This is a genomic window from Lysobacter koreensis, from assembly GCF_042677045.1.
In the GTDB taxonomy this organism is placed as follows: domain Bacteria; phylum Pseudomonadota; class Gammaproteobacteria; order Xanthomonadales; family Xanthomonadaceae; genus Lysobacter_K; species Lysobacter_K koreensis.
Genome location: NZ_JBHTIH010000003.1, coordinates 118,656 through 137,221, shown reverse-complemented (window position 1 = coordinate 137,221; position 18,566 = coordinate 118,656). Strand labels below are relative to the sequence as shown.

Genomic DNA, 18,566 nt, shown 5'->3' with positions numbered 1-18,566 from the left:
GCTTACGAAGGCGCACCGACGACGCAAATCGCGCCCGCTATCGACCCACCCAAGATCCGGCCCCAGACTGCGCTGAATCACTGCACTGAATCCAGGCCGGGCCACCCGCATGATCGCCACTCCCGACTACCGCGCCCTGCTCGCCACCGCCGTCGCCGAAGCCCGTCGGGGCCTGGCCGAGGGCGGCATCCCGATCGGCGCCGCGCTGTTCCACGACGACGGCCGCCTGCTCGGCTGCGGCCACAACCGCCGCATCCAGGAGAACGACCCCTCGGTGCACGGCGAGACCGATGCATTCCGCAAGGCCGGCCGCCAGCGCCGCTACCGCGACACGATCATGGTCACCACGCTCGCGCCGTGCTGGTACTGCAGCGGCCTGGTGCGCCAGTTCAACATCGGCACGGTGGTGGTCGGCGAGTCGGTGAACTTCCCCGGCGGTCTCGACTGGCTGCGCGAGCACGGCGTCAAGGTGATCGACCTGGCCGACGCCGAATGCATCGCGATGCTCGGCGACTACATCGCCAGGAATCCCGAGGTCTGGAACGAGGATATCGGCGAGGAATGACGTTTCGCGTCACGATGGACAATATGTAGCGCGTTACGTTCGCGCTCGCCTGAAGGTAGAGCGCCCCTCCCCAACCCGTCCCGCCCGCAGGGCGCCTGCGGGCGTTCGTCGATGCGCGAGCCGGTGGCTCGCAAGCGCCTCGCCTCACCCCTGCTGCGCAAGGGAGGGGGCAGAACGTCAGAGGATGTAACGACTCAGGTCCGGGTCCTGCACCAGTTCGCCCAGGTGCGCGTCGACGTAGCCGCGGTCGATGCCGATCGTCTGGCCGCCGCGGTCGGGGGCCTCGAAGCTCAGCGTGTCGAGCAGGCGTTCGAGCACGGTGTGCAGGCGGCGTGCACCGATGTTCTCCTGGCGTTCGTTGACCGTGGCCGCGATCTCGGCCAGGCGGTCGACCGCGTCGGCGCTGAACTCCAGCGCCACGCCCTCGGTCTTGAGCAGCTCGACGTACTGGGTGATCAACGCCGCCTTGGGCTCGGTGAGGATGCGCACGAAGTCGGCCTTGCTCAGTGCGGTCAGCTCGACCCGGATCGGGAAGCGGCCCTGCAGCTCGGGGATCAGGTCGGATGGCTTCGCCAGGTGGAACGCGCCCGAGGCGATGAACAGGATGTGGTCGGTCTTGATCGAGCCGTATTTGGTGCTGACGGTCGAACCTTCGACCAGCGGCAACAGGTCGCGCTGCACGCCTTCGCGCGACACGTCGCCGCCGCCGATGTTCTCGCCGCGCTTGGCGACCTTGTCGATCTCGTCGATGAACACGATGCCGTGCTGCTCGCAGGCCTCGATCGCGGCTTCGCGCACCTCGTCCTCGTTGACCAGCTTGGCGGCCTCCTCCTCGATCAGCAGCGTGCGTGCGCTCTTGATCGCGAGAGTCTTCTTGTGGGTCTTGCTGCCGGCGACCTGCGAGAACATCTGCCGCAGCTGCTGGCCCATCTCCTCCATTCCCGGCGGCGCCATGATGTCGACGCCGACGTTGAGCGCGGTCTCGATCTCGATCTCGCGTTCGTCGAGCGCGCCGCTGCGCAACTGCTTGCGCAGCTTGAGGCGTGTCTCGTTGGCTTCCGGCGAGTTGTGCTGCGCCGACGGTTCGTCCTTGGCCTCGTCGCCGCCGAAACCGAACACGGTGTTGGCCGCGCGCCTGGGCAGCAGCGCATCCAGGATCCGGTCCTCGGCGCGCTCCTCGGCGGCGGTGCGCACGCGCTGCTTGGCCTGCTCGCGATACAGCTTGACCGCGGTGTCGGCCAGGTCGCGCACGATCTGCTCGACGTCCTTGCCGACGTAGCCGACCTCGGTGAAGCGCGTCGCCTCGACCTTCACGAACGGCGCATTGACCAGCGTCGCCAGGCGGCGCGCGATCTCGGTCTTGCCGACGCCGGTCGGGCCGATCATCAGGATGTTCTTCGGCATCACCTCGTCGCGCAGCTCGGGATCGAGCTGCATGCGCCGCCAGCGGTTGCGCAGCGCGATCGCGACCGCGCGCTTGGCGGCGTGCTGGCCGACGATGTGGCGGTCGAGCTCCTGCACGATCTCGCGCGGGGTCATGGTGGCGTGGCTGGTGTCGGGTTGGTTGGGCATGGGGGTTGCCTGTGTCTGTCGTTCCCTTCTCCCGCTGGCGGGAGAAGGTGCCCGGAGGGCGGATGAGGGCGCGAACCACGGGTGGCGTCGCGATCATCGGGTGGAGGTGATTGAGGTGGAGGTGATTGGGCCCGAGGGCGATGCGCCAATGCGCTACTGCCGCGGGCCCTCACCCCAACCCTCTCCCGCGCCCCGAAGGAAGTCACCTTGGGTGGCAAGCGGGAGATGGAGCAAAATCAGAGTTCTTCGACCACGACGTTGCGGTTGGTGTAGATGCACACGTCGCCGGCGATGTTGAGCGCCTCGACGGCGATCGTCCGCGCGTCGAGCGGCGTATGCGCGAGCAGCGCGCGCGCGGCCGACAGCGCGTACATGCCACCCGAACCGATCGCGATCAGGCCGTCCTCCGGCTCGATCACGTCGCCGGTTCCGCTGATGATCAGCGAGGTGTCCTTGTCGGCCACCGCGAGCAACGCCTCGAGCTTGCCGAAGCGGCGTTCGGTGCGCCAATCCTTGGCCATCTCGACCGCGGCGCGTTGCAGCTGGCCGTGCTTCTCGAGCTTGGCCTCGAACAACTCGAACAGGGTGAACGCATCGGCCGCGGCGCCGGCGAAACCGGCCAACACCTGGCCGTCGCGGCCGAGCCGGCGCACCTTGCGCGCGTTGCCCTTCATCACCGTCGCGCCGAGCGTGACCTGGCCGTCGCCGGCGACGGCGACGCGGCCGTCGCGGCGCACCGAGATGATGGTGGTGGCGTGGAATACGTGGGGATTCTGGCTCGGGTCCATGCGACCTCCGGGGGGCGAACCCCTTGGATGGGGGTCGCGTCGTGGGCGCGCAAGGGGCGCGGGGACGAGACCGGCTTGCGATGATTCCACGCCGCGCCGCCGCGCGCCGCGATCCTCGCTTGCGTCGCTACCAGCCACGTAGGGCGGGTTTCAACCCGCCGTCGCGAACGATGGCCGCGACAAACCCGGCGGCGAAGCAAAGAGCGGCCAGACGCAGGCGACCCGAAAAGCCGGCGGGTTGAAAACCCGCCCTACGCTTTGCGCTTGGCGCGCGGGTGCGCGGCGTCGTAGACCTTGGCCAGGTGCTGGAAATCGAGGTGGGTGTAGATCTGGGTGGTGGCGATGTCGGCGTGGCCCAGCAGCTCCTGCACGCCGCGCAGGTCGCCCGACGATTCGAGGATGTGGCTGGCGAACGAGTGCCGCAGCAGGTGCGGGTGCACGCGCTTGAACAGACCCTGCCGCTGCGCGAGCTGGCGCACGCGAAGCTGGATCGCGCGCGAGGTGATCGGGCCGCCGGCGCGGCCCGGGAACACCGGCGCCTCGCTGCCGGCGCCGGTGGAGGTGCGCCACTGCGCCAACGCGTTGCGCGCATGCGAACCCAGCGGCACGCTGCGTTGTTTCGACCCCTTGCCGAGCACCGTGACCAGGCCGTCGGCGAGGTCGAGGTCGCGCCAGCGCAGGCCGCACAGCTCGCTCAGGCGCAGGCCGGAGGAATAGAACAACTCCAGCAGCGCGCGATCGCGCAGGCCCAGCGGCGCGTCGGTGGGCACCTCGACCAACGCCTTGGTCTCGTCCGGATCGAGCACCTGCGGCAGCTTGCGCGGCGCCTTCGGCGCGCGGATCGCCGCGGCCGGGTTGGCGGCGATGCGGCCGTGCCGCAGCACCCAGCCGTAGAAACTGCGGCACGCGCTCAGGCGGCGCTGCAGGCTCTTGGGCGACAGCCCGCGGCGGTGTTCGGTGGCGATGAAGCCGCGCAGTTGCTCGGCATCCACGGCGATCAGCGCGACGGCCTGGGTCGACGCCCACGCCGACAGGGCCGTGAGGTCGCGGCGGTAGGCATCGAGTGTGTGCGTCGACATCCGCCGTTCGACGGCCAGGTGCGCGAGGTACTGCTCGATCACGGCATCGACCTCCAGCGCGACGTCGCCCCCGGCATCGGCGTCGGCCGCGCGCATCAGTCGCGTTCGAAGCGCTGCAACGCCGTGGCCAGCGACTCGCCCATCATCCGCAGGAACGCCGTGCCCATACCCGGGAAGAACCGGTTCGCGTCGCGACTGCCCACGGCCACCAGGCCGACGCCCGGCAACGGCAGCAGCGCGGTCGATTGCACGTCGGACGCGCGCGCTGCATACAGCAGCGCGTGCTTCTCCGGCTGCAGGCGGCCGCACAGCGGCTCGCCGTCGCGCAGGCAATCGCGGAATGGCTGCAGGCGCGCATCGGCCTGGTCGATGACCTGCAGCCACTCGCTGTCCTCCAGACCTGCGACCGGCCGGAACAGCACCAGCCGCACCAGGTCGCCGTTGAAGTCCTCGGCCAGGCTGGCGGCCATCGCGCGCACGGTGTCGGCGGCGCTTGCCTGGCGCATCAGCCCGAGCGTGAGCTGGTGGGTGCGCACCGACAGGCGCTCGTTGTCCTGGGCGTTGCCGAACAGTTCCTGCAGGCGCCGCGACAGCTCGCGGTTCTTGTCGCGCAGCACTTCCAGCTGGTAGCTCGCCAGCGAGGAGGCCGAACCTTCCTCGCGCGGCACCACCAGGGTCAGCGCGAGGTCGGGGAACTGCTGCAGGAAGCGCGGGTGGCGGCGCAGCCACGCGGCCACTTCGTGCGCGCCGAGCTTTTCTTGTGTCTCGTTCATTGCTTCCACTCCCCCTCGAACACGAAAGCCGCGGGACCGGCCATCGCCAACGGCGCGTCGTCCGACGGCCAGGAAACCTGCAAGTCGCCGCCGGGCATGGCGATGGTGACCTCGCGATCGACGCGGCCGCGCCGCATCAGCACCGCCGCCGCGGCGCACGCGCCGCTGCCGCACGCGAGGGTCTCGCCGGCGCCGCGTTCGTAGACGCGCAGTTGCACGCGGGCGCGCGAGTGCACCTGCGCGAAACCGACGTTGGCCGATTGCGGGAACGCGTCGCTGGCCTGCAGCAGCGGGCCGATGGTCTCGACCGGCGCCGCATCGACGTCGTCGACCTCGATCACCGCGTGCGGGTTGCCCATCGACACCGCGCCGAAGCCCAGCAGGTTGTCGCGCAGGTCGATCACGTACTGCTCCTGCTCGTCGGCGAAGCCGTGCAGGGGAATGCGTGGCGGATCGAACTGCGGCACGCCCATCACGATGCGGTAGCGGTCGTCGCCCAGGCGCGTGACCGCGTGGCGGCCGACCGGGCTGTCGAGCGCGAAGTCGGTGCCGCCTGCGACGCCATCGCGCACCAGCCACGCAGCGATGCAGCGCGCGCCGTTGCCGCACTGCTGCGACGGCGAGCCGTCGGCGTTCCAGATGCGGTAGCGCGCGAGCGCGCCGGCGTCGGTGGGGTCCTCGACGGTGAGGATCTGGTCGCAGCCCACGCCGGTGTGGCGGTCGGCGAGCGCGCGGCACTGCGCGGCATCGGGCGGCGGCCGGCCGCCGCGCAGGTCGATCACCACGAAATCGTTGCCGGCGCCGTGCATCTTGCTGAAGCGCAGAGGCTGGCCCGGCGCGCGCGCAGCTTCGTCAGCCATTGCCGCCATCGTTGGTGGGCGGGGTGGGCGGGACGGGCTCGGTGGCCGGCTCGTCGGTGGCGGGATCCGGCGGCGGCGTAGCGAGGTCGGTCGCCGGGTCGAGCGCGTCGGCGGCGGGCGGCGGCGCGGTTGCGTCGTCGGTGCTGGCGGCGTCCGCGGGCGGCTCGGCCTGCAGCAGGTCGGCCTCGACCGGAACCGGCTTCGACGGCAGTACCAGCGGCCCCTTGTTGCCACAGCCGGCGAGCGGCAAAGACAACGCGATCAGTGCAATGGCGAGCTTCAGGTTCATGCCGGGGAGTGTAGCGCGGCGTCGGCGCGGCTCAACGACCACGCGCTCGCGCCGGTTCACGATGCCGGAGGTTCCGGTCGCGACCACAGCCAGCTCGCCACCAGCGCCATGACCGCGGTGCCGGTCGCCGCCATCCACGCGCGCGGTGCGGTCAGGAACAGCAACACCGCGCACGCGGCCATCATCGCCAGCGCCAGCCGTTTCGCGCGGCGGCTGACCGCCCCGTGCGCCTCCCAGTCGCGGATCACCGGGCCGAACTGGCGGTGCGCGAGCAGCCACCCGTGCAAGCGCTGCGAACCTCGCGCCGCGGCGAACGCGGCCAGCAGCACGAACGGCACCGTCGGCAGGCCCGGCACCACGATGCCGACCAGGCCCAGGCCCAGGCTGGCGTAGGCGAGTAGCCACCAGGCCCAGCGGAAGCGGCCGGTCGCAGGTGGTTCGGGTGATGCAGGAGCGGGCATCGGCGCGGCCGTGTGGGGTGGATTCGGCATCGGGCGAAGAGGACCTCTCCCCAACCCTCCCCTGCTTCGCAAGGGAGGGAGCCAGGGCGCGCTACTTCGCCGCGTTCGTCGCGCCGGCATCGCCACTGGGCACGCCCAGCTGGTCGAGGGTGAACGCGTACATCTCCGACAGTTCGCGGTAGCGGCGGAAACGGCCGGACTTGCCGCCGTGGCCGGCGTCCATGTTGGTGCGGAACAGCACCGGCTGCTCGGAGGTGTTGAGGTCGCGCAGGCGGGCGACGTACTTGGCCGGTTCGAAGTACTGCACCTGCGAGTCCCACAGCCCGGTGCCGACGAACATCGCCGGGTAGTCCTGCGCTTTCAGGTTGTCGTACGGCGAGTACGACAGCATGTAGTCGTAGTACTCCTTCTTCTCCGGGTTGCCCCACTCGTCGTACTCGTTGGTGGTCAGTGGGATGCTGGCGTCGAGCATGGTGGTGACCACATCGACGAACGGCACCTGCGACAGGATCACCCGGTACCGGTCCGGCGCCATATTGGAGATTGCGCCCATCAGCAGTCCACCGGCGCTGCCGCCGTACGCGGCGACGCGGCCCTTCGCCGCATAGCCTTCCTTGACCAGGAAGTCGGTGACGTCGATGAAGTCGGTGAAGGTATTCTTCTTGTTGAACAGCTTGCCGGCGTCGTACCAGTTGCGGCCCATTTCCTGGCCGCCGCGGATGTGCGCGATCGCGTAGACCATGCCGCGATCGAGCAGGCTCACCACCGGCAGGTTGAAGCCGGGGTCCATCGACGAGCCGTAGCTGCCGTAGGCGTACTGCAGCAGCGCCGCCTGGCCGTTCTTCTCGAAGCCCTTCTTGTAGACCAGCGACACCGGGACCTTGGTGCCGTCCTTTGCGGTCGCCCACACGCGCTCGGTGGCGTACCGGTCGGCGTCGTAGCCGATCACCGGCTGGCGCTTTAGCAGCTTGCGCTCGCCGGTGGTGGTATTGACCTCGTAGGTGGTCGCCGGCGTGGTCAGCGAGGTGTAGGTGTAGCGCAGCCACGGCGTGTCGGGTTCGGCGTTGACGTCCAGGCCCATCGAATACGCGGGCTCGTCGGCCTGGACGTACTCCTGGGTGCCGTCGGGCTTCAGCAGGCGCAAGCGCTCGAGACCCTCGGACCGCTCGCCGATCGCTGTGAAGCCGTCGAACAGCTCGAAGCCCTCGATGAACACGTCGTCGCGGTGCGCGATCCAGTCCTTCCATTGGCTGCGCGCGGTCGCATCGCTGGGCGCGGTCATCAGCTTGAAGTTCTTGGCGCCACCTTCGTTGGTACGGATCACCCAGCGGCCGCCGTGATGGTCGGCGCTGTATTCGACGTCGCGCTGGCGCGGCGCGAGCACCACGAACTCCTTCGGGTCGGCCGCGAGGGCGCAGCGCGCCTCGCTGGCCACGGTGCTGTCGACGCCGATGCAGATGTACTTGTCGTCGCGGGTGCGGCCGATGCCCATGTAGAAGCTGTCGTCCTTTTCCTCGTACACCAGCACGTCCGCCGACGCCGGGGTGCCGAGCACGTGCTTCTTGACGCGCACGGTGAGCAGGGTTTCCGGGTCGTTCTCGATGTAGAACAGTGTCTTGTTGTCGTCGGCCCAGACCAGGTTGGCCGACACGCCGGAGATGCTGTCGGCGTAGGTCTCGCCGGTGGCGAGGTTCTTGATGCGGATCGTGTACTGGCGGCGGCCGATCGCGTCCTCGGCCCAGGCCAGCAGCTCGTTGTCCTGGCTGACCTCCCAGTCACCGACGCTGAAATACTCCTTGCCCTTGGCCATCGCGTTGACGTCGAGCAGCACCTGCTCGGCCGCCTCCATGCTGCCGCTGCGGCGCGCGTAAATCGGGTAGTCCTGACCGGTCTCGTAGCGCGAGTAGTACCAGTAACCGCGCTCGCGGTACGGCACGGTGCTGTCGTCCTGCTTGATGCGGCCGACGATCTCGTCGTACAGCCTGTTCTCGAGCGGCTTGAGCGACGCCATCGAGGCGTCGACGTAGGCGTTCTCGGCGTTGAGGTAGGCGAGCATCTCCGGGTTCTTGCGGGTGTCGTCGCGCAACCAGTAGTACTCGTCAACGCGCTGCGCGCCGTGCGGCGCCTTCACCAGGTGCGGCTTCTTGGCGGCGTCGGGCGGCGTCGGGGCGGCGGCGTGGGCGGTGAGCGAGGTGGTCATCAGGAGCGAGGCCGCGAGCAGGAGGGAAGTCGGTTTCATGGATGGGGTCCGGTGGCTGGAGAAGCAACTGGGTGGCGCGTGTTTTCCGGCTGGCAATCCGCGGGGTGCTGTCGGCAGGCACCGACCTGCCGCTGCCGTGATTCCGGCTTTCGCCGGGAATCACGAACCTGGTCCGCGGCCCTAAGACCAAGCCTGAGGCTTACTTGCTGCCGGTGACCTCCTGGCCGCCGAGCTGGTTCCACAGGAAGGTAAAGGCGAGCGCGCTCATGTGCGCGGCCTGGGCGTTGTTGGCCGAGCCGCCGTGGCCGCCCTCGATGTTCTCGTAGTAGCGCACGTCCTTGTTCGCCTCCAGCATCCTGGCCATCATCTTGCGCGCGTGGCCCGGGTGGACGCGGTCGTCGCGGGTCGAGGTCATGAAAATGGTCGGCGGGTAGTCGCGCTTGGCGTCGAACAGGTGGTACGGCGAGAACGTCTGGATGTAGCTCCAGTCGGCGGTGTCCGGGTTGCCGTACTCGGCCATCCACGAGGCGCCGGCCAGCAGGTGGCTGTAGCGCTTCATGTCGAGCAGCGGCACCTGCACCACGACCGCGCCGAACAGCTCCGGGTACTGGGTCAGCATGTTGCCGGTGAGCAGGCCGCCGTTGCTGCCGCCCTGGATGCCCAGGTGCGGGGTGGAGGTGACCTTGTTGGCGATCAGGTCGCGCGCGACCGCGGCGAAGTCCTCGTAGGCCTTGTGCCGGTTGGCTTTCAATGCCGCCTGGTGCCAGCGCGGGCCGTACTCGCCGCCGCCGCGGATGTTGGCGACCGCGTACACGCCGCCCTTCTCCAGCCATCCCTTGCCGACCGAGCCCGAGTAGCCCGGGGTCAGCGAGATCTCGAAGCCGCCGTAGCCGTACAGCAGGGTCGGCGCGCTGCCATCGAGCGCGAGGTCCTTGGGCTTGACCAGGAAGTACGGCACTTTGGTGCCGTCCTTGGAAGTAGCGAAGTGCTGTTCGATCGCGTGCGCGCTGCCGTCGAAGAACGTCGGCATGGTCTTGAGCACCTCCGGTTTCTGGCCGATGTCGGCCAGCGCCAGCGTGCTCGGGGTCAGGTAGTCGGTGGCGGTCAGCCACACCGCGTCGCTGTGATCGGCATCGACCGCGTCGACGCCGAGCGTGCCGAAGGTCGGCGCGCCGACGAAGGCCTCGCGCTTCCACTCGCCGGCCCCACCCTGGGCGTTGGGGGTCAGCACGCTGAGCCTGTTCTTGACGTCCTCGAGCACGTTCAGCACGAGGTGGTTCCGGGTCCAGGTGTAACCGGCCAGCGAGGTTCGCTGCGTCGGCGCGAACAGGGTGGTGAACTCGCGCTTGCCGGCCATGAAGTCATCGAAATTCGCCGCGAGCAGGCTGCCGGCCGGGTAGGTCTTGCCGCCGGCCGCGTAGGCCTCGCGCAGCTCCAGCACCAGCCAGTCCTTGTGCACCGACTTGTTGGCGGAGTTCGGCGCGTCGATCTTGGCCAGCTTGCCCTCACTGCCCCTGAGGTACAGCTCGTCGTTGTAGAACGCCAGCGTGCGGCTGACGAAATCGCGCGCGTAACCGGGCGTGTCGTCGTGCATCGCCGCGATGTACATGTCGTCGGCCTGGCCCTCGTAGACCACGCTGGCGCTGGCCAGCGGCGTGCCGCGCCGCCACTGTTTGACCACGCGCGGGTAGCCCGAGGAGGTCATCGTGCCGGGTCCGAAGTCGGTATAGACGTAGACGTGGTCCTGGTCGATCCAGCCCAGTGCGCCCTTGGCTTCGGCGCGATAGAAACCGTCCTTGAGCCAGGCCTTGTTCTTGAGGTCGAACTCGCGGGTGACATCGGCATCGGCGCCGCCGCGCGACAGCGCGACCAGGCAGCGCTCGTACACCTTGTTCGGGGGCACCGGCTTGAGGCAGTCGGCGCCGTGCCAGACCCAGTTCTCGCCCTCGGCCTGGTTCAGGGCGTCGAGGTCGATCACCGTTTCCCATTGCGGCTGCGGCTTGCGGTACTCGGCCAGCGTGGTGCGGCGCCACAGGCCGCGCTGGTGCTGCGCGTCCTTCCAGAAGTTGTAGTAGTGCTCGCCGATCTTCTGCACCGCGGGAATCTTCGCGTCGGAGTCGAGAATCGCGCGGATCTGCGCTTCGAGCTGCTTGAACTGCGGGGTATTGGCCAGCTCAGCCTCGGTGCTGGCGTTGCGCTGCTTGACCCAGCCCAGCTGGCGTTCGCCGCCAACGTCCTCGAGCCAGGCATGCGGGTCGGCCGGTGGGTTCATGGTTGCGCCCTCCTCGGCGTGGACGGTCCCGGCCACGGCCGCGGCGGCCAGGCCGGCGGACATCATGGCGTTCTGGCAGGCCTGGGAAAACGTGGGCATGGTGGCTCCGGTGCGTGGCAAGGTGGGGGTGAAAGTCGGCCCCGAACGCTAGCACACGCCTCCGCGGCCGCCGCCGTGCCCCGAGTCACGCGCGCCGGTTCCCGCCGCATTCGGTCAAGCGGCTTGCGGCAATACCCGACGGGGCGCGGGACGCACCCGGCGCCGGGCCTGCGCGCCCACCCGACGCGGCCGCGCGACCTGCGTCGAGGCCGCGAGGGTGACGGCCCGCATCGGCAGCGGGAACCGGTGCAACGCCCACCACGCGGCCAGCGGCATCGCCAGCAGCCACAGCGGCAACCAGCCGATCGCCGCGTGGCTGGCGCGCGCGGCCGGCAGCAGCAACACCAGCACCGCGCCGATCGCCACGGCGTAACGCAGCGCCGCGTCGAGGCGCGGGTCGATCTCGGACGCGGGGCGGGCGCGGGTCGGGGAGGACGTGGCGATCATGGCGATGGCTCCGAAGGCGGTGGACGCCACCATCCCGCCGGGCCGTCTCAGGGGCTGCGACCGGCCCCCGATGATCCCCAACCAGCGTCGTAGCTGAGGCCGCGCCGGCGTCCGACGATACCTCCCCAGCCGATGCGCTTGTGACGGACCGACAGCAGGTTCCTCACTTCGTTCGGGATGACATCTACAGGTTGCTCGGGGCGCTAGTACCCGGCCGCGTCCAGCGCCTTGTCGGCCTCGGCGCGGCCGATCTGGATCAACTCCTTGGCGCGCCAGAACTCGTAGAACTGGCAGGCATCGCGCGGGATGCGGATCACCAGCTCGGGCGGGTCCAGCGCCAGCTGCACGCGCGCGATCTGCGCCTGCATGGTGTCGAGCGAGCGCGCCATCAGTTCGGTGAAGCCCACCGGCGGATGCTGCACCGGCCCGTCCGCCTCGGCCGCTTGCGCATCGCGGTGCAGGCGGCGCTCGAACCACTCGCCCAGCCGCGAGCGGCTCGGAGCCTCGCGCGCATCCTCGCGCCCGGGCTCGGCCGGGCTGCCCGGCGGGCGCTGCGGCCAGCCGTGCATGTCGACCGCGATCAGCCGGTGCGCGTCCGACAGGCGCGTGGCCGCGATCGGCAACGGCGCCAGCAGGCCGCCGTCGACGAGCTCGCGGCCGTGCACTTCGTAGGGCGTGAACAGGCCCGGGATCGCGATCGAGGCGCGCACCGCGTCCCACAGGTCGCCCTCGCGCAGCCAGACCTCGCGCTGCCGCAGCAGGTCGACCGCGACCGCGGTGAAATCTACCGGGAGCTCCTCGATGCGGACATGGCCGGTCAGCTCGCGCAAGGCCTGCATCAACCGGTGCCCGCGGAACAGCGCCGCGCTGCCGAACACCGGGTCGAGCAGCCGCAGCATGTCGGTGCGGCTCAGGCCGAACAGCCAGTCGCGGTAGGCGCCCAGCTTGCCGGCCGCGAACAGGCCGCCGACCAGCGCGCCGCTGGAGGAACCGGCCACCGCGACGATGTTGAGCCCCCGCGCCTGCAGCGCCTCGATCACGCCGATCTGCGCCAGCCCGCGCGCGCCGCCGGCGCCGAGCACCAGCGCCACGCGTTCGCCGCGTGCGATCTTCGGGGCGTCGGCGGCCATCAGCGGTCGTACTGGCTCAGCGCCAGCGACAGCAGCGCGCGTGCCTGCTCGCGCAGCGACGGCGGCTCGACGATCTCGGCGTCGGCACCGTAATGCAGCACGTCCATCAGCAGCTCGCGGCCGGAACTGAACGGCACCTTCAACTCGTAGCGACCGTCGGCCAGGAACCGCCCCTGCTGCTGCGAATGCCAGTGCTCGTCGGCGACCCAGCGCGCGGCGCGGGCATTGAATACGATCGTCGCCCAGCCTTTCGGGGTTCCGGAGAAGATCCCATAGCTCGATGCGAGCTGGCGGTCGAGTTCCTCGTCGGGCACGTCGCGCGCCGCGTCGTCGGACAACTTCGCTGCGGCGATGCGGTCGACCGAGAAGCTGCGCAGCGCGTCGCGTTCGTGGTCCCAGGCATCGAGGTACCAGTTCTCGCGGTAGTGGGTAAGGCGCTGCGGCGACACCAGCCGGCGCGTGCGCTCGTCGGTGGAGCGCGCGCGGTACTCGAACGCGAGCTGCTTGCGGTCCAGCACCGCGGTGGCGACGTTGCGGAACGCGGTCTCGTCGAGCTTGCGCGTGCGGTGCGGGATCACCCGCACGCGCTCGACCGGCACGCGGCGGCCGCCGGCGTGCTCGTCGAGCAGCTTCTCGATGCGGTGCTGCAGCGGCGCCAACGCGTTCGACAGCACGCCGCCACCGGTGCGCAGCAGCAGCTGCTGCGCGGCCAGCAGCGAATGCAGCTCCTCCGAACTCAGCCACAGGCCCGGCAGCTCGAAGCGCTGGCCGTCGCTGTGGTCGTAGCGGAAGCCGGCCTCGCCGTTGCCGGTCACCGGCGCCATCAGGTAATCGCGCAGGTAGGCCAGGTCGCGGTAGACCGTCGCCCGCGAGCACTCCAGGTCCTCCTGCAGGCGCTGCACCGTCACCGGGTAGCGCGACGCGGTCAGGATCCGGTGCAGGGCGTGGATGCGTTCGATGCGTTCCATGGCGGGGGCTGGTGGCTACTCGCTGGAGAGGGATTGGCGGAAGAGCGCCGGCGCGTCCGGGCTGGCTGGTGCTGCCGGCGTCCTGCGTTAAGCATGGCATCGGCCTTGCGTTGGCCGCTACTGATATACCTCAGGGAACGGTCATGAAGGCGTCGATGCGCGGGATCGTGCTGGCAGCCTGCTTCGCTGCGTGGCTGGCGCCAACGGCGTGGGCCGGGCCGCGCGAAGACGTGAATGCGGCGATCGACCAGTTCCTCGCCGCCCGCAGCTTCCATGCCGACATTCTGATCACTGGCGCGGTCACCCAGCGCCGACGGCTCGAGTTCGTCGCCCCCGGGCGCTACCGGATGCGCGGCGAGGACGCGGCCGAGCAGGTCGTGATCGGTGACGTGCTGTTCGTCGCCGTCGACGGCAAGCCAAGCGCGACGGCGATCACCGATGACACCCTGCTGCAGTGGCGCGATCCGGTACGGCTGGCGCAGAACGCCGCCGACATGACGGTCACGGCATTGGGCGAGGAAACGCTGGGCGAGCAGCCCGCGCGCAAGTTCCGCATCGACCACCCGCCGCCGCAAGCGGGCATGGTGACGCTGTGGATCGGCACCGACGGCTACCCGCTGCAGGTGGCCAGCGACGGCGAACTGCAGGGGCAGGCGGTGACCACCACGATCCGCTACTCGCGCTACAACGATCCGGCGATCCGCATCGACCCACCCAGATAGTCCGCGCGGCTCGCGTGGCCACGGCCAACGCGTGAAAGCGGCACGCAGCGATTCCAGACGCCATCACGGGCTGTGCAGCGCATGCGCTCGCGGTTGGTGGGCGGGGTAGGCACAATGCCCCGCATGCGCCCGCACGTGCCCGACGAACCGTTCATCGACACCTCGCCCTCGCCCGGCGACGAGGTCAAGACCACGACCTGCTACATGTGCGCCTGCCGCTGTGGCATCAAGGTCTGGCTCACCGACGGCGGGCCCCAAGGCAAGATGATTCGTTACATCCAGGGCAACCCCGCGCATCCGGTCAACCAGGGCGTGCTGTGCGCGAAAGGCTCGGCCGGAATCATGCAGCACTACTCGCCGGCGCGGCTGGACAAGCCGCTGCTGCGCGTGGGCGAACGCGGCAAGGCGGAGTTCAAGGAGATCGAGTGGGACGAGGCGCTGTCGATCGCGACCGACTGGCTCGCGCCGATCCGCGCGCGCAACCCCGATGAGCTCGCGTTCTTCACCGGCCGCGACCAGTCGCAGGCGCTGACCGGCTGGTGGGCGCAGCAGTTCGGCACCATCAACTACGCCGCGCATGGCGGTTTCTGCTCGGTCAACATGGCCGCCGGCGGGCTGTACACGCTGGGCGGTTCGTTCTGGGAGTTCGGAGAGCCCGACTGGGAGCACGCGCGCATCTTCATGATGTGGGGCGTGGCCGAGGACCACGACTCCAACCCGATCAAGCTCGGCCTGGGCAAGCTCAAGGCGCGCGGCGCCAAGATCATCGCGGTCAACCCGGTGCGCAGCGGCTACGGCGCGATCGCCGACGAGTGGATCGGGATCCGCCCCGGCACCGACGGCCTGTTCGCGTTCGCGCTGATCCACGAGTTGCTCAACGCCGACCGGATCGACCTCGACTACCTGGTGCGTTACACCAACGCGCACTGGCTGGTAATCCGCAACCCCGGCGGCGCCGACGACGGCCTGTTTGCGCGCGACGGCGAGGGGCGGCCGTTGTGCTGGGACCGCAGCGCCGCTTCTGCCCCCTCCCTTTCGCGTAGCGAAGGGGAGGGTTGGGGAGGGGTTGGTCGGGCGCTGGACGAAACGCTGGCTGCCGGAAGCACCCCCTCCCAACCTCCCCCTGCTTCCGCAAGGGGAGGAGCAGAAGCCCTCGCCGACGCCATCGATATCTCGCCGGCTGTGGTCGGCGAATACACGCTCGCCGACGGCCGCCGCGCGGTGCCGTCGTTCCAACTGGTCGCCGAACGCTACCTCGATCCGCAATACGCGCCCGACGCCGTGAGCGAACGCTGTGGCATCCCCGCCGACACTATCCGCCGCATTGCGCGCGAGTTGGCCGAGGCCGCGTTCGAGCACCCGGTCACGCTGCCGATCGCATGGACCGACGCCCACGGCCGCGAGCACAGCGAAATGGTCGGCCGGCCGGTCGCGATGCACGCGATGCGCGGCATCAGCGCGCACAGCAACGGCTTCCACACCTGCCGCGCGCTGCACCTGCTGCAGCTGCTGCTCGGCGCGGTCGACACGCCCGGTTCGTTCCGCTACCAGCCGCCGTTCCCGAAGCCGGTCCCGCCGCCGAACCGCCCCGGCAAGACCCGCCAGGCGAACGGTGCGCTCGATGCCGCGCCGCTGGGCTTCGTGCATGCACCCGAGGACCTGCTGGTCGATGCCGACGGCCACCCGCGCCGGATCGACCACGCGTTCTCGTGGGCGTACCCGCTCAGTGCGCACGGGATGATGCACACGGTGATCCGCAACGCCTGGGCCGGCGACCCGTACAGGATCGACACGCTGCTGATGTTCATGGCCAACATGAGCTGGAACTCGGCGATGAACACGGCCGAGACCATCGCCTGGCTGACCGACAAGGACGCCAGCGGCGAGTACAGGATCCCGCGCATCATCTACGCCGACGCGTATGCGTCGGAGATGGTCGCGTATGCCGACCTGATCCTGCCGGACACGACGTACCTGGAACGCTTCGATGCGATCTCGATGCTGGACCGGCCGATCTCCGATGCCGACGGCGCGGCCGATGCGATCCGCCACCCGGTGCTCGATGCGGCGACGCAGTCGCCAGGCCGCGACGTGCGTGGCTTCCAGTCGATGCTGCTCGATCTAGGCGCGCGCCTGGGTTTGCCGGGCATGACCCTGGAGGATGGCAGTCCGCGCTACCGCGATTACGCCGACTACATCGTCCGCCACGAACGCGCGCCAGGCGTCGGTCTGCTCGCGGGCTGGCGCGGCGAGCACGGCGAGCTCGAGGCCAAGGGCGCGCCGAACCCGCAACAGCTCGAGCGCTACATCGAGCACGGCGGCTTCTGGCGAAGCGAACTGCCTGCGCACGCGCGCTACTTCAAGATGGCCAACCGCGGCTACCTGGACTGGGCCCAGAAGATGGGTTTCCTCGGCCACGCCGAGCCGATCGTGCTGCAGCTGTACTCGGAAACGCTGCAGAAGTTCCGACTCGCCGCGCAGGGCCACGGCGACCACCAGCCACCCGAACAGCACCGCGAGCGCGTCGCGACCTACTTCGATCCGCTGCCGATCTGGTACGAGCCGTTCGAGGGCGCTCAGGGTAAGGAGGCGCGTTTGCGAACCACGGGTTCGCGCGTCGACGAACGCCCGAGCGCTGTGCGCGAGGGCCGGACCGGCGATCATCCTTTCCCGCTCAGCGCCGTTACCCAGCGACCGATGTTCATGTACCACGCCTGGGGTTCGCAGAACGCGTGGCTACGGCAGATCAGCGCGCGCAACTACCTGTACCTGCACCCGGACACCGGTGCGCGCCACGGCATCGGCGACGACGACTGGGTGACGGTGCAATCGCACCACGGCACGATCACCGTGCAGGCCCGCTTCGCCGCGAACACCCAACCCGACACGGTCTGGACCTGGAACGCGATCGGCAAGCGCAAGGGCGCGTGGCGGCTGGCCAAGGATGCGCCGGAAGGCCGCCAGGGCTTCCTGCTCAACCACCTGATCAGCGACATCACGCCGCGCGGCGACTACGCCAACGCCGACCCGGTCACCGGCCAGGCGGCGTGGTTCGACCTGCGCGTGCGCATCGCCAAGGCCACGCCGCCGAACGCGCCCCGCGCGACCGATGACGACCGGCAGAGCGAACCGCAATTCGTGCCGCTGGAATTCGCCGCCGCCGACAACAAGCCGTTGCGCTACGGCATCGGCTTTCGCGACAAGAACGCCCGTCGCAAGGACACCCCATGAAGCCGATGCGCCTGCTCGCCGGCTGGCTGTGCATCGCCATTGGCTTTGCGCTGGTGGTGCTGCTCGCCTTGGGCGTGCTCGATCCGGTTGGCGCGTCGGCGGCCCGCGCCACCTCGCTGACACCGGTGCTGGTGGCGCTGCTGCCCAGCGTGAGCGTGGGCATCGCGATCTTCGCGGTCGGCGTCTGGCTGATCAGCACCGGAAGAAAATCGAAATGACCGCGCTGCCACCCCCGTCGAAGGTCAAGATGGGCCTGGTGATCGACCTCGACACCTGCGTCGGCTGCCACGCCTGTGCGGTCAGCTGCAAGGAGTGGAACGCCGGCGGCTTCGCCGCGCCGCTGACCGACGAGCAGCCGTACGGCAAGGACCCGACCGGCGTCTGGTTCAACCGCGTGCACAGCTACGAGGTCGCCGCGACAGATTTCACGACGCCGGCGTTCGATCCCGGCGGCCACGATGCCCTCGGTCTGCGCGGCGGCGCCAGCGCCACCGCCACCGCCTGCAGTTCCACCAACAGCCTCGCCAGCGAAGCCGCGCAGCCGGCGATGACCCTGCACTTCCCACGCAGCTGCCTGCATTGCGAGGAGCCGGCGTGCGTGACCGTGTGCCCGACCGGCGCCAGCTACAAGCGCGCGGCCGACGGCATCGTGCTGGTCGACGAGGCCAAGTGCATCGGCTGCAAGCTGTGTTCGTGGGCGTGCCCGTACGGCGCGCGCGAGTACTCGCACGTCGAAGGCGTGATGAAGAAATGCACGCTGTGCATCGACCGCATCTACAACGAGCACCTCGACGAGAGCGAGCGCCAGCCGGCCTGCGTGCAGGCCTGCCCGACCAAGGCGCGCCACTTCGGCGACCTCGGCGATCCGGAGTCGAAGGTGTCGCAGCTGGTGGCCGCGCGCGGCGGCGTCGACCTGATGCCGCAGCTGGGCTACAAGCCGGTCAACCAGTACCTGCCGCCGCGGCCGCGACGCGCGGGCAACGCACCGACCGAGGCTGCGCCGGCGGCACCGGCCGAAGCGCTCGACCCCGCCGCGCTGCCGCCGCTGATGCGCTGGCTGGACCGGGTGCTGTCGCGATGACGACGAAGCGCCGCGGCAGTGCCGCGCAA

At 69.7% G+C, this 18,566-nt stretch carries 17 protein-coding genes; 5 read left to right on the top strand and 12 right to left on the bottom strand.

Annotation, left to right across the window (positions count from 1 at the left end; all coding sequences use genetic code 11):
- Positions 1 to 109 precede the first annotated feature (109 nt).
- Positions 110 to 565 carry a nucleoside deaminase gene (locus ACFQZQ_RS05965; protein ID WP_386811811.1) on the top strand — a complete coding sequence of 152 codons (456 nt, stop codon included), beginning with the start codon at positions 110 to 112 and terminating at the stop codon, positions 563 to 565.
- A gap of 177 nt (positions 566 to 742) precedes the next feature.
- On the opposite strand, the gene hslU is transcribed toward ACFQZQ_RS05965, so the two are convergent.
- From hslU to ACFQZQ_RS05905, 12 genes are all read right to left on the bottom strand, one after another.
- On the bottom strand, positions 743 to 2,137 hold the full coding sequence (gene hslU, locus ACFQZQ_RS05960) for an ATP-dependent protease ATPase subunit HslU (protein ID WP_386811810.1): 1,395 nt from the start codon (positions 2,135 to 2,137) through the stop codon (positions 743 to 745).
- Positions 2,138 to 2,373: 236 nt separating this feature from the next.
- Positions 2,374 to 2,925: an ATP-dependent protease subunit HslV gene (gene hslV / locus ACFQZQ_RS05955; RefSeq protein WP_386811808.1), complete on the bottom strand. Its 552-nt coding sequence runs from the start codon at positions 2,923 to 2,925 to the stop codon at positions 2,374 to 2,376.
- 251 nt (positions 2,926 to 3,176) lie between these two features.
- On the bottom strand, positions 3,177 to 4,100 hold the full coding sequence (xerC, locus tag ACFQZQ_RS05950; protein ID WP_386811807.1) for a tyrosine recombinase XerC: 924 nt from the start codon (positions 4,098 to 4,100) through the stop codon (positions 3,177 to 3,179).
- A complete protein-coding gene (locus ACFQZQ_RS05945; protein ID WP_386811806.1) occupies positions 4,100 to 4,777 on the bottom strand; it encodes a DUF484 family protein in 678 nt (225 codons plus the stop codon). Before ACFQZQ_RS05945 ends, xerC begins: the two co-directional genes overlap by 1 nt.
- Positions 4,774 to 5,637, bottom strand: coding sequence for a diaminopimelate epimerase (dapF, locus tag ACFQZQ_RS05940; protein ID WP_386811804.1), 864 nt, complete (start codon positions 5,635 to 5,637; stop codon positions 4,774 to 4,776). Before dapF ends, ACFQZQ_RS05945 begins: the two co-directional genes overlap by 4 nt.
- Positions 5,630 to 5,926, bottom strand: coding sequence for an LPS translocon maturation chaperone LptM (gene lptM / locus ACFQZQ_RS05935; RefSeq protein ID WP_386811803.1), 297 nt, complete (start codon positions 5,924 to 5,926; stop codon positions 5,630 to 5,632). Before lptM ends, dapF begins: the two co-directional genes overlap by 8 nt.
- A gap of 56 nt (positions 5,927 to 5,982) precedes the next feature.
- Positions 5,983 to 6,387 carry a YbaN family protein gene (locus tag ACFQZQ_RS05930; protein WP_386811801.1) on the bottom strand — a complete coding sequence of 135 codons (405 nt, stop codon included), beginning with the start codon at positions 6,385 to 6,387 and terminating at the stop codon, positions 5,983 to 5,985.
- A 91-nt stretch (positions 6,388 to 6,478) separates the two neighbouring features.
- Positions 6,479 to 8,626, bottom strand: coding sequence for a S9 family peptidase (locus ACFQZQ_RS05925; RefSeq protein ID WP_386811800.1), 2,148 nt, complete (start codon positions 8,624 to 8,626; stop codon positions 6,479 to 6,481).
- Positions 8,627 to 8,786: 160 nt separating this feature from the next.
- The gene (locus ACFQZQ_RS05920; protein WP_386812549.1) at positions 8,787 to 10,925 is read right to left on the bottom strand and encodes a prolyl oligopeptidase family serine peptidase; all 2,139 of its coding nucleotides are present in this window, start codon (positions 10,923 to 10,925) and stop codon (positions 8,787 to 8,789) included.
- A 147-nt stretch (positions 10,926 to 11,072) separates the two neighbouring features.
- Positions 11,073 to 11,405, bottom strand: coding sequence for a hypothetical protein (locus ACFQZQ_RS05915; protein WP_386811798.1), 333 nt, complete (start codon positions 11,403 to 11,405; stop codon positions 11,073 to 11,075).
- Between the two features lie 203 nt (positions 11,406 to 11,608).
- Complete coding sequence (locus tag ACFQZQ_RS05910; protein WP_386811797.1) at positions 11,609 to 12,535, bottom strand: patatin-like phospholipase family protein; 927 nt, start codon at positions 12,533 to 12,535, stop codon at positions 11,609 to 11,611.
- A complete protein-coding gene (locus ACFQZQ_RS05905; RefSeq protein ID WP_386811795.1) occupies positions 12,535 to 13,503 on the bottom strand; it encodes a helix-turn-helix transcriptional regulator in 969 nt (322 codons plus the stop codon). Before ACFQZQ_RS05905 ends, ACFQZQ_RS05910 begins: the two co-directional genes overlap by 1 nt.
- Before the next feature lie 143 nt (positions 13,504 to 13,646).
- Between ACFQZQ_RS05905 and ACFQZQ_RS05900 the strand changes: the two genes are divergently transcribed.
- The 4 genes from ACFQZQ_RS05900 to ACFQZQ_RS05885 all read left to right on the top strand — a co-directional run bounded on the left by ACFQZQ_RS05900 (position 13,647) and on the right by ACFQZQ_RS05885 (position 18,537).
- Entirely contained in the window at positions 13,647 to 14,225 is a 579-nt protein-coding gene (locus ACFQZQ_RS05900; RefSeq protein WP_386811793.1) for a LolA family protein, read from the top strand.
- A gap of 123 nt (positions 14,226 to 14,348) precedes the next feature.
- Positions 14,349 to 17,456 (top strand): molybdopterin oxidoreductase family protein, encoded by a 3,108-nt coding sequence (locus tag ACFQZQ_RS05895; RefSeq protein ID WP_386811792.1) that lies wholly within the window; start codon positions 14,349 to 14,351, stop codon positions 17,454 to 17,456.
- Positions 17,453 to 17,674, top strand: a complete 222-nt coding sequence (locus ACFQZQ_RS05890; RefSeq protein WP_386811790.1) for a hypothetical protein — start codon at positions 17,453 to 17,455, stop codon at positions 17,672 to 17,674. The genes ACFQZQ_RS05895 and ACFQZQ_RS05890 overlap by 4 nt, the downstream gene beginning before the upstream one ends.
- Positions 17,671 to 18,537: a 4Fe-4S dicluster domain-containing protein gene (locus ACFQZQ_RS05885; RefSeq protein ID WP_386811788.1), complete on the top strand. Its 867-nt coding sequence runs from the start codon at positions 17,671 to 17,673 to the stop codon at positions 18,535 to 18,537. Before ACFQZQ_RS05890 ends, ACFQZQ_RS05885 begins: the two co-directional genes overlap by 4 nt.
- Positions 18,538 to 18,566: the final 29 nt, after the last annotated feature.

What these genes read in the sequence shown, in the direction of transcription:
- ACFQZQ_RS05965 (WP_386811811.1), top strand. Translation starts at nt 110, where the DNA reads ATGATCGCCACTCCCGACTACCGCGCCCTGCTCGCCACCGCCGTCGCC.
- hslU (WP_386811810.1), bottom strand. Translation starts at nt 2,137, where the DNA reads ATGCCCAACCAACCCGACACCAGCCACGCCACCATGACCCCGCGCGAG.
- hslV (WP_386811808.1), bottom strand. Translation starts at nt 2,925, where the DNA reads ATGGACCCGAGCCAGAATCCCCACGTATTCCACGCCACCACCATCATC.
- xerC (WP_386811807.1), bottom strand. Translation starts at nt 4,100, where the DNA reads ATGCGCGCGGCCGACGCCGATGCCGGGGGCGACGTCGCGCTGGAGGTC.
- ACFQZQ_RS05945 (WP_386811806.1), bottom strand. Translation starts at nt 4,777, where the DNA reads ATGAACGAGACACAAGAAAAGCTCGGCGCGCACGAAGTGGCCGCGTGG.
- dapF (WP_386811804.1), bottom strand. Translation starts at nt 5,637, where the DNA reads ATGGCTGACGAAGCTGCGCGCGCGCCGGGCCAGCCTCTGCGCTTCAGC.
- lptM (WP_386811803.1), bottom strand. Translation starts at nt 5,926, where the DNA reads ATGAACCTGAAGCTCGCCATTGCACTGATCGCGTTGTCTTTGCCGCTC.
- ACFQZQ_RS05930 (WP_386811801.1), bottom strand. Translation starts at nt 6,387, where the DNA reads ATGCCCGCTCCTGCATCACCCGAACCACCTGCGACCGGCCGCTTCCGC.
- ACFQZQ_RS05925 (WP_386811800.1), bottom strand. Translation starts at nt 8,626, where the DNA reads ATGAAACCGACTTCCCTCCTGCTCGCGGCCTCGCTCCTGATGACCACC.
- ACFQZQ_RS05920 (WP_386812549.1), bottom strand. Translation starts at nt 10,925, where the DNA reads ATGATGTCCGCCGGCCTGGCCGCCGCGGCCGTGGCCGGGACCGTCCAC.
- ACFQZQ_RS05915 (WP_386811798.1), bottom strand. Translation starts at nt 11,405, where the DNA reads ATGATCGCCACGTCCTCCCCGACCCGCGCCCGCCCCGCGTCCGAGATC.
- ACFQZQ_RS05910 (WP_386811797.1), bottom strand. Translation starts at nt 12,535, where the DNA reads ATGGCCGCCGACGCCCCGAAGATCGCACGCGGCGAACGCGTGGCGCTG.
- ACFQZQ_RS05905 (WP_386811795.1), bottom strand. Translation starts at nt 13,503, where the DNA reads ATGGAACGCATCGAACGCATCCACGCCCTGCACCGGATCCTGACCGCG.
- ACFQZQ_RS05900 (WP_386811793.1), top strand. Translation starts at nt 13,647, where the DNA reads ATGAAGGCGTCGATGCGCGGGATCGTGCTGGCAGCCTGCTTCGCTGCG.
- ACFQZQ_RS05895 (WP_386811792.1), top strand. Translation starts at nt 14,349, where the DNA reads ATGCGCCCGCACGTGCCCGACGAACCGTTCATCGACACCTCGCCCTCG.
- ACFQZQ_RS05890 (WP_386811790.1), top strand. Translation starts at nt 17,453, where the DNA reads ATGAAGCCGATGCGCCTGCTCGCCGGCTGGCTGTGCATCGCCATTGGC.
- ACFQZQ_RS05885 (WP_386811788.1), top strand. Translation starts at nt 17,671, where the DNA reads ATGACCGCGCTGCCACCCCCGTCGAAGGTCAAGATGGGCCTGGTGATC.